This is a genomic window from Vibrio sp. FF266 (genome assembly GCF_041439695.1).
Classification (GTDB): Bacteria; Pseudomonadota; Gammaproteobacteria; order Enterobacterales; family Vibrionaceae; genus Vibrio; species Vibrio tasmaniensis_A.
Map to the genome: position 1 here is coordinate 25,851 of NZ_JBGOOO010000040.1, position 14,382 is coordinate 40,232.

Annotated in this window: 12 protein-coding genes and 3 pseudogenes; 8 read left to right on the forward strand and 7 right to left on the reverse strand. The window is 41.7% G+C overall.

All coding sequences use genetic code 11. The annotated features are described in order from the left end of the window. The first annotated feature begins 269 nt into the window (after positions 1-269). Together ACED59_RS20645 and ACED59_RS20650 are read left to right on the forward strand one after the other, a co-directional pair. Complete coding sequence (locus ACED59_RS20645) at positions 270-722, forward strand: Lrp/AsnC family transcriptional regulator (RefSeq protein WP_017062578.1); 453 nt, start codon at positions 270-272, stop codon at positions 720-722. A gap of 112 nt (positions 723-834) precedes the next feature. Beyond that, positions 835-2,162, forward strand: a pseudogene (locus tag ACED59_RS20650) (IS4 family transposase). A 19-nt stretch (positions 2,163-2,181) separates the two neighbouring features. Here ACED59_RS20650 and ACED59_RS20655 read toward each other — a convergent pair. Together ACED59_RS20655 and ACED59_RS20660 are read right to left on the reverse strand one after the other, a co-directional pair. Beyond that, positions 2,182-3,267 (reverse strand): ParB family protein, encoded by a 1,086-nt coding sequence (locus ACED59_RS20655; protein ID WP_017102337.1) that lies wholly within the window; start codon positions 3,265-3,267, stop codon positions 2,182-2,184. Beyond that, positions 3,267-4,466 (reverse strand): ParA family protein, encoded by a 1,200-nt coding sequence (locus ACED59_RS20660; RefSeq protein ID WP_016800054.1) that lies wholly within the window; start codon positions 4,464-4,466, stop codon positions 3,267-3,269. Before ACED59_RS20660 ends, ACED59_RS20655 begins: the two co-directional genes overlap by 1 nt. A 238-nt stretch (positions 4,467-4,704) precedes the next feature. On the opposite strand from ACED59_RS20660, the gene ACED59_RS20665 reads away from it, so the two are divergent. From ACED59_RS20665 to ACED59_RS20690, 6 genes are all read left to right on the forward strand, one after another. Next, on the forward strand, positions 4,705-5,829 hold the full coding sequence (locus tag ACED59_RS20665; RefSeq protein ID WP_017102338.1) for a carbohydrate porin: 1,125 nt from the start codon (positions 4,705-4,707) through the stop codon (positions 5,827-5,829). 146 nt (positions 5,830-5,975) lie between these two features. Next, positions 5,976-7,220 carry a DUF3440 domain-containing protein gene (locus ACED59_RS20670; protein WP_102428347.1) on the forward strand — a complete coding sequence of 415 codons (1,245 nt, stop codon included), beginning with the start codon at positions 5,976-5,978 and terminating at the stop codon, positions 7,218-7,220. A gap of 5 nt (positions 7,221-7,225) precedes the next feature. Further along, positions 7,226-7,864 carry a ParB/RepB/Spo0J family partition protein gene (locus tag ACED59_RS20675; protein WP_017102340.1) on the forward strand — a complete coding sequence of 213 codons (639 nt, stop codon included), beginning with the start codon at positions 7,226-7,228 and terminating at the stop codon, positions 7,862-7,864. A gap of 278 nt (positions 7,865-8,142) precedes the next feature. Next, a complete protein-coding gene (locus ACED59_RS20680; protein WP_229648116.1) occupies positions 8,143-8,409 on the forward strand; it encodes a transposase in 267 nt (88 codons plus the stop codon). A 690-nt stretch (positions 8,410-9,099) separates the two neighbouring features. After that, a complete protein-coding gene (locus ACED59_RS20685) occupies positions 9,100-10,380 on the forward strand; it encodes an aromatic amino acid transporter (RefSeq protein WP_029222809.1) in 1,281 nt (426 codons plus the stop codon). Positions 10,381-10,866: 486 nt separating this feature from the next. After that, on the forward strand, positions 10,867-11,013 hold the full coding sequence (locus ACED59_RS20690) for a hypothetical protein (protein ID WP_016800048.1): 147 nt from the start codon (positions 10,867-10,869) through the stop codon (positions 11,011-11,013). Positions 11,014-11,612: 599 nt separating this feature from the next. On the opposite strand, the pseudogene ACED59_RS20695 reads toward ACED59_RS20690, so the two are convergent. The 5 genes and pseudogenes from ACED59_RS20695 to ACED59_RS20715 all read right to left on the reverse strand — a co-directional run. Next, positions 11,613-11,842, reverse strand: a pseudogene (locus ACED59_RS20695) (type II toxin-antitoxin system RelE/ParE family toxin); the annotation flags it as partial. Beyond that, positions 11,833-12,066, reverse strand: a pseudogene (locus tag ACED59_RS20700) (prevent-host-death family protein); the annotation flags it as partial. The pseudogenes ACED59_RS20700 and ACED59_RS20695, both read right to left, overlap by 10 nt. 106 nt (positions 12,067-12,172) lie before the next feature. Beyond that, positions 12,173-12,535: a hypothetical protein gene (locus ACED59_RS20705; protein WP_016800046.1), complete on the reverse strand. Its 363-nt coding sequence runs from the start codon at positions 12,533-12,535 to the stop codon at positions 12,173-12,175. 272 nt (positions 12,536-12,807) lie between these two features. Further along, the gene (locus tag ACED59_RS20710; RefSeq protein ID WP_016800045.1) at positions 12,808-13,200 is read right to left on the reverse strand and encodes a Rid family detoxifying hydrolase; all 393 of its coding nucleotides are present in this window, start codon (positions 13,198-13,200) and stop codon (positions 12,808-12,810) included. 321 nt (positions 13,201-13,521) lie between these two features. Beyond that, positions 13,522-14,382: lysostaphin resistance A-like protein (locus ACED59_RS20715; protein ID WP_371731377.1), on the reverse strand; the 861-nt coding region annotated here is incomplete at its 5' end.

The following is a 14,382-nucleotide window of genomic DNA, read 5'->3' on the forward strand; positions in this document are numbered from 1 at the left end:
GGAGAGTTTGACGAGGCCAAACTCATTGTAGGGCTTAGTTTTTACTGATTTGGAGACCATTTTCTTTGCATCATCAGTGAGTATTCTATCTTTAGTCTTCCATTATCCTTTCCGCAAGTGCGTTCTGATAAGAGTCATAATTGTATTTGTAACTCTCTAATTTCATGTTGGATATGTGTCAACCTTATTTAGGACGGGTTAGGTGAAAGATAAAGGCTCTAATTTGAGAGAAATACAAATATAATAATAATTCAGAAAAGGCAGAACACATGATGTCCAACATTAGTTTACAAGGCTTAGACAAACTAGATCGTAAAATTCTATCGAATCTACTCTCCAATGGGCGAGAATCGATTGCTAACCTTTCTCGCAACATCGGCTTGTCGCGAACAGCAGTCGCTGAACGTATCAACAGACTTGAAAAAACCGGTATTATCAAAGGGTATACGGCACAAATAAGAGTAGAAAATGACGGGAGAAAAGCGGCAAGTTATTTGCTGATTTCTTGTGAAAAAGGTAAGAAAAATGATGTAAGTAATGCGTTAAAAGAACTACCTGAAGTCAGACTTACAAGCATTGTTGGTGGTACCTACGACATTATTTCTTTGATTGAAGCACCTGACCTGCAATCAATACACCATTTATGTAATGAGATAGAGTCGTTCAATGGCATTCGCTCTCTCAATACAACAGTAGTGCTACACCAACCAATCAGTCGTTAAAAAGAAAGCCGCTCTTATGAGTAATGCCGATCAGTTAAAGCCAAAGTGATCGGTTGAACGATCCTCCAGAGCTGTCAAAATCCAAGTGTATTTAATGCACTTGGATTTTTTTATGGATGTTTCTCAAGCTCTAAACATAATTAATGATTGGAAACCTAGCAACATTGAAACTTTGTCTGACTTGCTTCCAATTGAACTCATCGACGAGTCTTATTCTCTTACTGATACCGTCACGATGAGAAAGAGAAAGTTAACTCTAGAATCCATGGTGTGGCTGCTTGTTGGAATGGCCATCTATAACAATAAGTCCATGAAAGATTTAGTTAACCAACTTGATATTGTACGACCGTACAGGTAAAGCTTTTGTCGCACCAAGTGCGTTGACTCAACGTCGAAAGACGTTGGGTGAAGACGCAATAAAAGCGGTCTTTGAGCGAATGACTACGTCATGGTTGAAAAGCGCACAGTTACCCTAGTGGAATGGGTTAACGCTTCTTGGTGTCGATGGCGTTGTTTGGCGAACGCCCGATAACCCGCAAAATGAAAATGCATTTTCTCGACAAAAAGGGACGCAATATCCGCAAGTGAGAATGGTCTGCCAAATGGAACTAAGCAGTCACATTATTACGGCCAGTGCATTTGATAATTACAATACAAACGAAATGATATTAGCTGAAAAACTAATAGAAACAACACCAAACCATAGCGTAACAATTTTCGATAAGGGGTTCTATTCTTTAGGTTTATTACATAAATGGCAAGACTCTGGCTCAGAGCGCCATTGGCTTATCCCCCTCAAGAAAAATACACAATATGACATTGTTCAATCTTTAGGGCGAAATGACAAACTTGTTCAATTACACAGTAATCCAAGAGCTAGAAAGCTATGGCCTGATTTACCAAAGTCGATAACCGCTCGACTTGTCACTCGTAAAATTAAAGGAAAAGACTACCAAGTATTAACCTCCATGACGGACTCCCTGCGTTACCCATCAAAAGATATTGCAGGCCTTTATGAGCATCGTTGGGAAATAGAGCTGGGCTACCGAGAGCAAAAACAATACATGCTTGGAAACCGTCTTACGCTGCGAAGTCGTTTACCAGAGCTGGTCAAGCAGGAGTTATGGGGCATCTTGCTTACTTACAATTTAATCCGATATCAGATGGTCGAGCTCTGCTTCAATTTAAAGGGAAATTACCTTCCTTATCAACTGAGTTTTAACGGCACATTAGCTCATGTATCGGCGTTACTTGTAGGCTTACCTTACTCAACACCAGGAGCAATACCTCGTCAGTTAAAGGGGTTTCACAACATGGCTGAAAGCTTAATACTTGAAGGGCGAAGGGAAAGAACATTCCCTAGAACAGTTAAGCCTAGACCACAGCCGGTATGCTAAGAACAAAAATGCCGTTCACTCACAAGTGAACGGCATTACCTAATTTGAGAGCCTTTATCTTTTTATAAAGTTGATTGGTGGTGTTTACCTAACACTGATTGGATAGCTTTATCGAGTTCAGCTTGGACATCCTTTGATAAGCGACCAAATTCATACGAAAAGTTTCGACCTTTAACACGCTTACGAGCAAACATACCTTTACTGTCGAACTCTGCTAGAGGAGTAATGACAGCTTTGTCTAATTCTTGCTTGGCTTCAACGATCTTTAACTCAACTTTAATGTAAGCAATCAGAGCGTCTTTAGCGTCTTCTTGGCTCTGCTCAGCCTGAGCGTTGACAGCATTATCGGCTATTTTTTTAATGAAGCTGCTCAAGGCTTTCTTGTCATCGGCGAACGCTTTCATCACCTTAGCCAAGAGGGAGTAATCAGCATGAGACAAGTCGTTAACGACAGGGAATAGGGCAATCAGCTTACTGTCAATACTGGCTGCTTTCAGCGCTCGACCTACCGCTTGACGGCTAATATTTAAGATTTTTGCCGCATCTTCTTGAGTTAGCTCACCGTTCTTCATCAGAGTTTGACATTGCAAACCAATTTCACGCTGGTTGTGCTCTTTGGCGGTTTGCAGCTGCTTAGCCAGCGCTTTGGCATCGGTGGTAGAAAGCTCGTTTTGAGTGACTAGAATTCGGAATGTTTTTACACGACCTTCTTGAAATAAAAACCAAGCACGACGGCGAGAGCCATCAAGAATATCAATGCGACCATTAATTTCTCGGCCAACGGCTGGATAGAACTGCTGAAACTCTAACGAGTTCAAATCTTCCAATGATTCTTTGGTTAACAGAGACTGGTCACGACCATTAACATCAAAGGTCACAAATGAGTTCTGCTTAACTTGTTCGTGTGACAGTGTAACTTCATTGAAAGTGGCAGTTGAACCAGAAGCTAATTGCCAAACCATTTTCTGGCCAACAGACTCTAATCCAAACTTAGTTCTAAGGTAGTCTTCAGCGTTTTGCCCGCTTTTCTCTAGCTCGGTGCTGAGTTGACTTGTTAGAGTGTCTAAATTTGCTTTGGCCGCTGATTGCTGCGCTTGAGCTGAACCAGGAGCATTGCCTAAAGGGCTCCCGCCACGTTTCTTCGCCATTATTTGTTCTCCTGTTCACGCCAAACGTTCAGAATATCGCGCAAGATCTGACTTGTAACTTCATAGCTGTTTTGTTGCGCGCTTTGGAAAGTTGCTTTGCTTTTCGGGTATTCACTTTTCGACATATCAAACACCGTCGAGAGTAGGGAAGATGACTGACGAACGGCCTCACTATGCTTAAACTCTTTTGAGTACAAGTAAGGAGAGAAGTTGTCGTACAGGTTGTTCATTAATTCGGTAGTGGTTGAGCTATCACGATGGTTAGTCAGTAAGATCTTCATGAAGTCGTAGCCTTCATGGTTGGCGTTCTCTAACAGGGCCCACACCTGAGGAATGTAGCTGAAGTAAGAGCAGGTAGCATCAATGTCGTTTTCGGTAATCGACAATGGGAAGACCACATTCGTTGCGGCAAAATACGCATTGAAGGTTGCATAACCTAGTGAAGGAGGGGTGTCGATAATAATGATATCAAACTCATCTTTTACACTATCGATGATGTCTTTAAGTAGTGAATAAGGTGAATTTAAGGTTTGACTGAATACTTGCTCATGAAACCAGCCTTCCATCGCTCGGTCACTTTGCGCGGCAGGCAAAATGCGCAGGTTTGGAATGGTAGTTTCAAGAAAGGCTTCAGAGATGACTTGATCAACGGTTTCGCCTTCATCGAGGTCGAACGTTTTCATCATCAAGTCACCAACAGACAAGTTACCTTCTTGCTCGGCTTCGGGCGCGTAGTACATCGATAGCGTGGCTTGGCCATCCATATCGATTAGACCAACACGATACTCTTGATGAAACTCGGTCGCTAAACCTGATGCGATAGTCGCGGCAGAAACGGTTTTACCAACACCGCCTTTTTGGTTCTGGATAACCATCACTTGCGCCTTTTGCTGCTCACTGCGTATGAACTTAGCGTCTTTACGTAGATTATCTGGTAGTAAGTTACGTACCTTGTACATTTCCGCGATATCGATCGACCATTGTGAGTCTTCATGACGACGGGGATCTATCGCAGCGGCGGTAACATACCGATCAAGCGTTTTTGCATCAATGCCAAGGTAGGCCGAGGCTTCTGCTCGGGTAAAGTTACGCAGCTCTTTGCGATGATTGGCCAGTAAACGTTGATTACGACGCTGAATGTAAGCGTCTGCACCGATTTTAAGCGCTTGAAATGTGTTTGTAGTGTTTTGATTATCCATTTCTGCCTCCGGGTAGGGATAAGAAATAGTATATACCTCAATTTTTGATGTTGGTATAAAAAATTGAGGTGTTTTCGATTTTAAATAAATGATTGTGACAGGTTGATAAAGGAGAGCGCTTAAATTACCTATTAATTACGAGTATTCATTTTTCAAATCCCTCTTAATAACTCCTGACTAACAATGAAAGTTGAGCTGAGTCGTACAACTTCGATGAAAAAAAAAGGAAGTTATTGATATGATTGAGAATGTAGCATTTACGAAAAAGACTAAGCGTTTTTGGCTAACGCTTGTGGGATCGGTTGTGTTTGTTACGCCAACGTTGATTCATGCGGCTGAAGACCAGGATTTAAAGGGAGCTGTGGATTATTATGTTTTTGGTTTAACGTCCAGTGAGAGCTTGCCGAACAAAGACAGCAGTGCGGCAGCTGGTATTGCACGGATTACATTGAATTGGCGAGCTTACCAAAAAGAGAGTGATACCGGAGCTTTGCAGCTGAGGGTTGATCATAAGCACGGTTATACAGAGAGTACGCCCTCTGAATTTGTCATGGAGAATGTCGGAGGGTTTGGTGTAATCCAACCAGCTTTTAGTGATATAGGTTTAAGGTTAACGAATCTTTATTGGACACAAACCTTTAATAAACAATCTACTGATATGATGGTTGGTTTTTTAGATGCAACTGATTATGTTGATACTTATCAGTTGGGTAACCCTTACTATGGTTTTTCTAACTTACAGTTTAGTACCGGTTCCGGTTCTATCCCAATCCCAGATGAATCAACATTCGGCGGCGTTCTACGCCATATGATGTCGGAAAACTATTATTTTTATGCAAGTTTCTCTGATGCAAAAGCTGATTCGACTAAGCCTTTCGATGGTGTTGAACAGTTCATCAATGATAATCAATATTTTAAGTCCCTAGAAATAGGTTGGGTGGAGTCGAAAGACGATTTTTATTTGAAGAATTCACACCTAACAGTTTGGCACAGTGATGGAAAAGAGAAAGCTAGCGAAAACTATGGCGCAAATTGGTCGTCCATATATAAAACCGGCTCATGGATACCATTTTTCAGAGCCGGTGTCGCGCAAGGACCTGAGGCTCTATACAAATCTTCGGTCGTGTTTGGTACTGGGTATGAGGCAGGACCTGGCATGCTAGGCATCGCCTTGGGTTGGGCTAAGCCCAACTCTGCTAATGTAGCTGATGACTCTTACAACTCTGAAATCTATTACCGAATGAACTGGGGTGCGCTCTCGTTAACTCCTAATGTTCAATATCTTTATTCTTTACCGAAGAACTCAGAAGCTGATGACAGTTGGATTATTGGTTTAAGAGGTAATCTTCACTTTAGTTTCTAGTCTCTCAAAGCTCTCCCGAGCTTGAAATTCGGAAGAGCTTTTCTTCAATATTGCCCTTATAAATAAATTAATTATTAATAATTAATTTATAAAAAATGCAAAAGTTATTTATTTTTATTTGAGTAGTTAATGACATTGTGGAAATCATGATTGCCAGTAAAAAAAGAAGAGAAGGCGATTTCTCTCGAGATAAAATTCAGCAAAAATACAATGTGCTTGAAGGCGCTCGACAAAGAATTTGCTATCTTTTCGACAACTTTAACCATTTCTATGTTTCCTTCTCTGGAGGGAAAGACTCTGGCGTCCTTTTAAATCTGACTATTCAAGAAGCGAAAAAGCGTGGTCGATTACCTGTCGATGTACTCATCGTGGACTTTGAAGCTCAGTATCATGAAACTCATGCCTTCATTGAGCGCATGGTACTGGACGGAGAAATTAACCCCTATTGGGTTTGTTTACCGCTCAGCTTAAGGAATTCAATCTCACAGTTTCAGCCTAAATGGCTTTGTTGGGATCCTGCTAAAGAAGCGCAATGGGTCAGGGACCGACCACCGCATAAAGGCGTGATTTCAAACCCGGATGTATTCCCTTTTTTCCAAAACGGGATGGAGTTTGAAGACTTTGTTTTTAAGTTTGCTCATTGGTACCAAAAGGAAAGGGGTGAGCCAATCGCTGTGTTAATCGGTATACGTGCTGATGAATCTTTACATCGCTTCAATACCATTAAAAATAGGTCCAAAAAAAAATTTTCAGATAAATATTGGACGACTAAAATGCAGCCAAATGTGTATATGGCTTATCCCTTATACGATTGGAAAACTAAAGATATTTGGGTTGCGAATTACCGCTTTAGTTGGGATTACAACCGTATTTACGACTTAATGCATAAGGCCGGCGTCCCTCTTTCACAGCAGCGGCTTTGCCAACCTTTTGGCGATGAGCAAAGAAAAGGGCTGTGGCTATATCAAATATTAGAACCTGATACCTGGCAAAAATTAGTTGCCAGAGTAGAAGGATGTAACTTTGGTGCTCGATACTCAAAAAGTCAGGGGCGTATCCTTGGTTATTATCGCTTTGAATTACCACCGGGGCTTAGCTACCGGCAATACAGTAAATACCTTCTGAAAACCATGCCGCCACATGTAGAAAAACATTACCGAGACCGAATTTTTAAGTTCTTACAGTGGTGGCGTAAAAACGGTCCTCAAAAAGGAGTGACCTGCATCCCTGATTACGCAGAGAGTAAATTGGAATCTAGGAAGCAAGTTCCTAGTTGGAGAAGAATTTGTAAAGTACTGATTAAAAATGACTATTGGTGCCGAGGACTCTCTTTTGGGTACAACAAGTCCTTAGCAAAACAATACCATGCCCTCTATGGAGAAGAAGAGTGATACGAATGGAAAGTGAACCTACTCTAGCTTATCAGCATCGCACCAAGAAGCCGTTGAAATCTATCAATAACACGGACAAACAAGTCATTGATAAGGTCGCAATTTACAATAAAGCAGCCAAAGTACTCATCGAGCTTATTCCTGATTTACCGCCAGCTTGTCATGTTGAAATGATCCCACTTGATGAAATAGAAGCTAATCAATACAACCCAAATAAAATGGCGCCTCCAGAAAGCAAACTCCTAAAAACGTCGATGGAGAAAAATGGTTTAACTATGCCTATTTTGGTTAATCGTTTGAATACTTCGGTCAAAAAATACGTTGTCATCGATGGGTTTCATCGTTATCAATTATTATTGAACCACCCAGAGCTGCAAACCCTAACGGGGTACATCCCCGCGGTGGTCCTTAATTTGCCTGAAGAAAATTGCATATCGACTTCTGTTCGCCATAACCTGGCGCGTGGCTCACACCAAGTTGAACTGATTGCAGATCTGATTATTCAACTCAAAGAGATGGGATGGGCAAATCATAAAATTTGTTACGAATTGGGAATGGATAAAGATGAAGTTCTACGATTACAGCAAGTCACAGGCCTCGCTGCTGCCTTTAAAGATCAAGAATTTTCACAGTCCTGGGAGTAATTGATTTTTTAGCAATCACGCCGTAAACCCTCGCCAGCTCTGAGGGCGGGGAGATAAGGCGAAAGTGCGATAGCACTTTAAGATAGACAGCCCGAAGCAGTTGATATACGACTGTTCATGAATACAGTTAAGGATTTTGAGTGTTAAGAGCAACTAAGGCACGCATTTACCCAACGTAAGAGCAATCTGAGTTTTTAATAGCTCAGTTTGGCGTTGTGCGTTTTGCGAACCACAAAGCTCTACATTTAAAGTCGCATATGTACCGCAAGCTTCCGAAAATGAAACCTGTAGAGGCGAACATTCACCGTGAAATTGTAGGTAAAGTTAAAAGTATTACTGTCAGGTTGAGTAAAACAGGTAAGTTCTACGCATCTATCCTTGTTGATGATGGAGTGGAAGCGCCTAGTTTGCTTCATACAGTGAGTAAGGTGACAGGTATTGATCTTGGTCTGTCTCACTTTACTATTGAATCGAACGGCAGAAAGACAGCTAACCCCAGATTTATAAAGCGTGCTGAGAAGAACCTCAGACGTAAGCAGAAGTAGTTATCTCGTAAAGCTAGATTGCTATTAGCTAAATGCGATGAAAAAGTCGCTAACGCTCGCGCTGATTTTCAACACAAACTCTCTCGAACTCTCGTAGACAAAAACCACGCTGACCCCCCAAAAGATAGACGTTATTCTGTTAAGTGTAAGTGGTCAACATTTCGGACACTGATTTAAGCCTATTTTCGGCATTTACTGGCGACAGCCCATGAGTTGCGTGCTGAGGCCGAGGCCGATTGTAGTAACTCATCAAGTAATAGCTCATATCTTTCCTTGCCTGAAATTGTGGCATCAGGCTTATCTGATAAAGACCATTCCACAACGCGTCGGCTTAAGTAGGTCTACTTCGAACCAGACCCAATCTAAGTAAGATCATCGCGTCTAGCCTCTCCAATTTTGCATGTTTATATCGATGCGAACCTGGCTGATTACTCATTAACCAGCTTCACGCATTCTCTGACGAACCTTAAATCCCCCCCGATTTTGACACCTTCTGCACTCAACATCGAAACAATATTTTTTAGTTAGGTTAACTAGGTAGAAATATTAGGCTAATTTAGAATTTAATTAATATGTCATTCCTAAAATTAAGTTCTAGATTCTAGGTTCTAGCGCTTTTTTGTGCCTCCTAGCTTGTAAGGGGAGCAGTCTAAAAGAGCAATTGAACTAACGAAAGAAAGGTATTTATTTATGTCTAGTATGAAACAGGTAAGGAGCACAACCCCGCCTTCAATGATTGGAGGAGCCTGTATTGTCGCTTGTATTTGCGTCGGCGCTGGTATGCTTGGACTTCCCGCTGCAGGGGCTGGGGTCTGGACCATCGGTGCTTTAATGGCTTTGCTCTTCACTATGCTCATTATGACAACCAGTGGTTGTCTGTTACTCGAAGTTTTAAAAGATTATCCATACAGGTCGTCTTTTTCTTCCATCACAAAAGATTTGTTAGGAAAAGAGGTTAATTTTTTTAATAACTTAATGATCTACTTTGTGGGAGGGATTTTACTGTACGCTTACATCACTTCATCTGGACTGATCATTAAGGAGTACTTTGGCCTTTCCCCTAAACTAGCTTCTATCCTTTTTGTGCTTATCTTTTCTGGACTAGTTTGGCATTCAACAAAAACAGTTGACCGCATTTCCATGGTGTTGATGCTATTTATGATTATCAGCTTTATTTTTGGGACTGCTGGCCTTTGGTTTAATGTTAATCTTGTTACTTTGTTGGATACTGCTCACTTAAAGTTTGAGTATGCGCAATACGTATGGGGGTTTTTCCCTATTGCTTTAACTTCATTTGGATACCAGCACAGCGTCTCCACTCTGCGAGACTACTACCTTGATGAAAGGCTCGCACAAAGGGCGATTGTAGGCGGAACGCTCATGGCGTTCTTTATCTACACCATTTGGCTATTAAGTATCTATGGTAATTTACCAAGAATTAGCTTCGGCCCTATAATTGCAGAAGGTGGAAATATAGACATCTTACTCATCAGCTTAAAAGCAGTGTTGGCTGAAGAAACCCTATCAAATGTCATTAGTGCTTTTTCAGCGGCGGCCATTTTGTCGAGTTTTATTGGGGTAGGGTTGGGTGTGTTTGATTTTTTGGCCGATCTTTTTCAATTTGATGCTACCTCCAAAGGAAGAACCAAGACCTGGGCGGTTACATTTATTCCGCCTCTTATTTTTTCTCTTCTTTTTCCTTTTGGTTTTCTTAGCGCAATTGGTTATGCAGCGTCTGCCGCTGCGATTTGGGCATGTATCGTACCGGCATTGTTAGTAAGGAAATCGAGACTACAAAGACCAGCGTTTAACAACCTTGAAGAGAGTGAAGAAGATCAGAAAAAATCGAAGGCTTACCAAGTGCCTGGAGGAGAGTTGGTGTTGGTTGGTGTGTTTATCTACGGTGTGAGCATCATCGTTATCAACGTACTAGTCCTGTTCGAAGCGCTGCCCGTTTTTGACGGCGTCTAGCCTTATTAATTTTAAAATTACCCATCCAAAAGATTCAAATCACGGTCAAGGACGAGCAACCCGAGCGCTGAGGGGCGTGGTTATTTGCCGATCGAGCCCTATTAGGACGGTTTTAAAATAAACTCTAGCGGCAAAATCTTGGGTTCCGAGTAAATTTAAATAAAGTAAGCATGAACAAGAAGGATTAGTGATGAAAGTGAGTGTCTATATCGCTCAAGTGTTGTTCAAACAAGCACTCAGAGCCGCCAAAAGCTCTGGACTGACCCCGTCCCAAACCATTGCCCATTGGGCGGCAATGGGTCAATTCATGGAAACCAAATCCCTCGGATCGCTGAGGCTCATACAGAGTGGCCCTAGAAAGAAGTAAATTTCCAGCGTTTTCATCGCTCTGGCGAAACCTTGGAGCCCCAGTAAACATCGTTAATAAAGACATTGAAAAGCCGAGCCAGCCCTCGGCCTTTCGATAGCGTTGCCGACGGAACTTGAATGTTCCGTACACAGATGGCCAGAGAAGAATGGCTCTTATGGATGTTTGAAATTCTTGAGAACCAAGTGATAGACAGAAACTCTGAAGCGCCGGCGGATTGCGTGGTGATTTCTGGCGCAATTTTACTCGACGTCCAAAAGAAATGAAGCGTTGGGAAGTATGAATAGAACTCCCCATGCTCCTTGGTGAGCGCAGTTAATTCGGGGACGGTTAGCTTTGCTAAATCCTTGCAATAACGGTCATATTGTCTACCAACACTGTCATTTTTCTCGCACCATCTTGTTGTCGAAAATTTGCATAATGTCCGTCCATCGGGGCATTCTACTCTAGCGCTTGAATGCTTTTTGCGTAAGACCGCACCACATTATATTTCATCTCATTAACGGTATAATTGAGTTTTTTAAAATCCAAACTTGGGGAAGAACTAAAATACTTACCGTTTGTGTCGCCAAGTTAAGCCTTCTATCACTTTAAGCAATCGCTTTTCGTATTGTTCCGCTCCGTCTCATTAAGTGAGCAACACATTTTCAGCGGTGGTGTTCGTGATAGTTAATAACGGGCTGATGAGCCTCTGGGCCTCAACAGAAAACGTCACTTTGCCTTGTTTTATAACGATAATTTTTCCCGTCTCAGCCGTATAGCCGTGGGGTCGTTCATTAAGGTAAACTGATCACGGTCGAGTACTTCAAGAGCGTCTTGAGACGTTTTTAGTTCAACGGTTAGTTCAGCTGAACTAAAGATGCACACCTTTAGCTTGGTAAAAAACACGGCAAGGATTAACCACGAATTCACGAGAATTGAGGTGTTTAAGATCAGGAGGAAGACGCCCAGACTCGGGAAATTAGCTGAGGCGTTCGACTCTTTCGAAGATGTTTTGAACGAGTTGTTTGGCAGCGAGCAGGTTTTCAAGGGCAATGTATTCCGCGAATTATTGAGAGTCGATAACGCGGGCTCACTCCAAATCCCTTCAGCCATTTTGACATTTTTCCTTGCTTCATCAGGACCCAGTGCTTTGCCTTTGAGATTGCGAGTTCACCGCCAGCAAGCCCTTCGAGAATAGCCAAACGGTTTTGCATAAACTGGTGTCCACATCAACCAGATACGTAGAGGGGGTCCCATGTTCGGTGAACAGCACTGGCTAGGTCTGTGAGGGTTTTGGTCGCTTGACGCTTAAGGGAAGTAACAAGCTCGACTTTCATGAGAAGGACTCCAACAGAAGACTCAAGTGATACTATTGAATCACTTGAGTCTAGTAAGTTTAGTGGAGAGAAATGCAAAGCGTTGGGAGTTACACTAAACAGTTTGTTATGCCTTTAATTGATAGGTCGCCTTTGAGGTGTATTCTGCCACACCTAAAATGCTAAAAACCCCGCCTATTGTTGTAAAATTGCACGCCCCTTCTTTTGCACAAGCAGAGAGGTTTTTATTAAACCAAGCTCTCGTAAAATAACCCGATTCTTTTAAATGTACGTAAGCGAACTGGAATTCAGAGAGAGTCACTCCTTTTTCATAGAAAGACGCTTTTTTAGAATGAGAGGGAATACGATAGATTAACGCCTCTTCACCTCTTCGTATGCCGAGACCTTTGATTACAAAGTCAGTTTTCATTTCTGGTTTTTGAATAACTCGACCTACTTCTTTAGCCAGTTCTCGGATGACCTTTTCCATTTTTCCTCCTGAGGTATAGATGGCCTTGTTAGGTGTCTTATTTTCGATGTTTTAGTAGTTCTACAACATGCTCTTTAATTTTGCTATCGCAAGGAAGTTGAGCACAGTACCTTCTTGAAACCAATAGAAGGTACTATCTAAGTTTGATTTTAAGGAATCAATTTGCTCAGTAGTTAAGCGTACCAAATATGCTCTCATTCGGATTTTTCGCGCTGTTGATGACAATTACGACATAGGCACCCTGGAGCTAAAAAATTACGAAACGTTAACGGCTAAGGTGCGACAGCAACGGCCTCTATCTCAATCATGGCATTGAGAGGGAGTTTTGACACTTCGATACAGGTTCTTGCGGGAAAATAATTGGCACCATGTTTAATGAAAAAATCATTATAAATTTCATTCACAATTGAAAAGCTCACCATATCGGTAAGATAAACGGTTGTTTTCACTACGTCTGACACATCAGTATTCGCATGTAGCAAAATGGCTCTCATGTTCTCTAGGCATTGAGTCGTTTGTTTTTCAAGGCAGGATTTAACCATCAAGCCTGATTGTGAGTGAAGCGGTAGCTGTCCGGAAGTGAAAATTAGCCCTCCAGAAATCACCCCTTGAGAGTATGGGCCAATAGCTTTAGGGGCTGACTGAGTTTCAATTATTTTTCGCATATTATTTAACCATAGGTTTTTGATGAATCAACAAAGCTATAGGATTGGGTAAAAAAACACTTATTATTTAACTATAATTAAAAATGAGATTTGAAGGGAACGGAGAAGCTAGGCAAGACAATTGCTTGCTTAGACCACTCACTAACTTTTAAATATCCTTTCCTTACTCCCTCTTGGCAGCACTGTTTTCATTGTGAAAATCGCGTAGCGTTCATTTCACTTTTATGATGGAGGAGAAAAGTGGCTGACAACCAAAGCACGCTAAAACTCAACCAAGTGAATTTAAAATAAAGGCGTAAAGTAGACCGCCCCGTATAAACCTTACCTCTCCTTAAACCCTCTACGCTGATAATCAATAAATAGTGAAAAAATCACTAGATACCCCACTTGCAACGCAATAATACTAATATCAACCGCCTCCCAAGGGTTAAAGTGAAGCTGAGTGCTTAAATAATAGACAAGATCATAAAGTAAAATAAACAGGTTATGGCAAGCATGAATGACAATGACTACTCCTAGGCGGCGATATCGCTCAAAGACCCAACATAGAAACGCCCCAGACATAAATGCGTCCAGCGCCCACTGGTGTATTGAAGCAAATATTAAGCTTGAGAGTAATGCGGCGTTAGTAACCCCAAAAATGGACCTGAAAATAACAAACAACAAATAACGAAACAGGAGCTCCTCTATCACGGGAGAAATGAGCACACCGTCTAGAGCGCTTCGCAACACACTCGACCAATCAATTACGCCATCAGAGGCCGAAAATAAAGGGGTAAAATTGTAGGATTGGGCCTGCCAAGATCCCGGGGAAAACCAATCAAAAATAATATATTGAAGATAATTTGATACGGAATTTAATGAAATCACCCCAATCAATATCAACGCGCCTTCACCCCATGTACATACGTTTCTGGGCCAAGAGGTTAAGTACTGCTTCCAATGCTTATCTCGCCGAGCACTAACAAATAGCACGAAAAAAGCGATAACAGGTAGAAAATAGTAGGCGAAAGCAGAGTAGAGTGCTCGATCCAAAGTCGGATTTAATGCCCACTCTCGGGTAATGCTCAGGTAGTAATCAAGCAGGACATAACTTGGAAAGAAATAGCCTATGTAAACCACCACCACAGCTGAAATCATTAACCGCATCGTAAACTCCAAAAAATTAATAACCATAAGGCA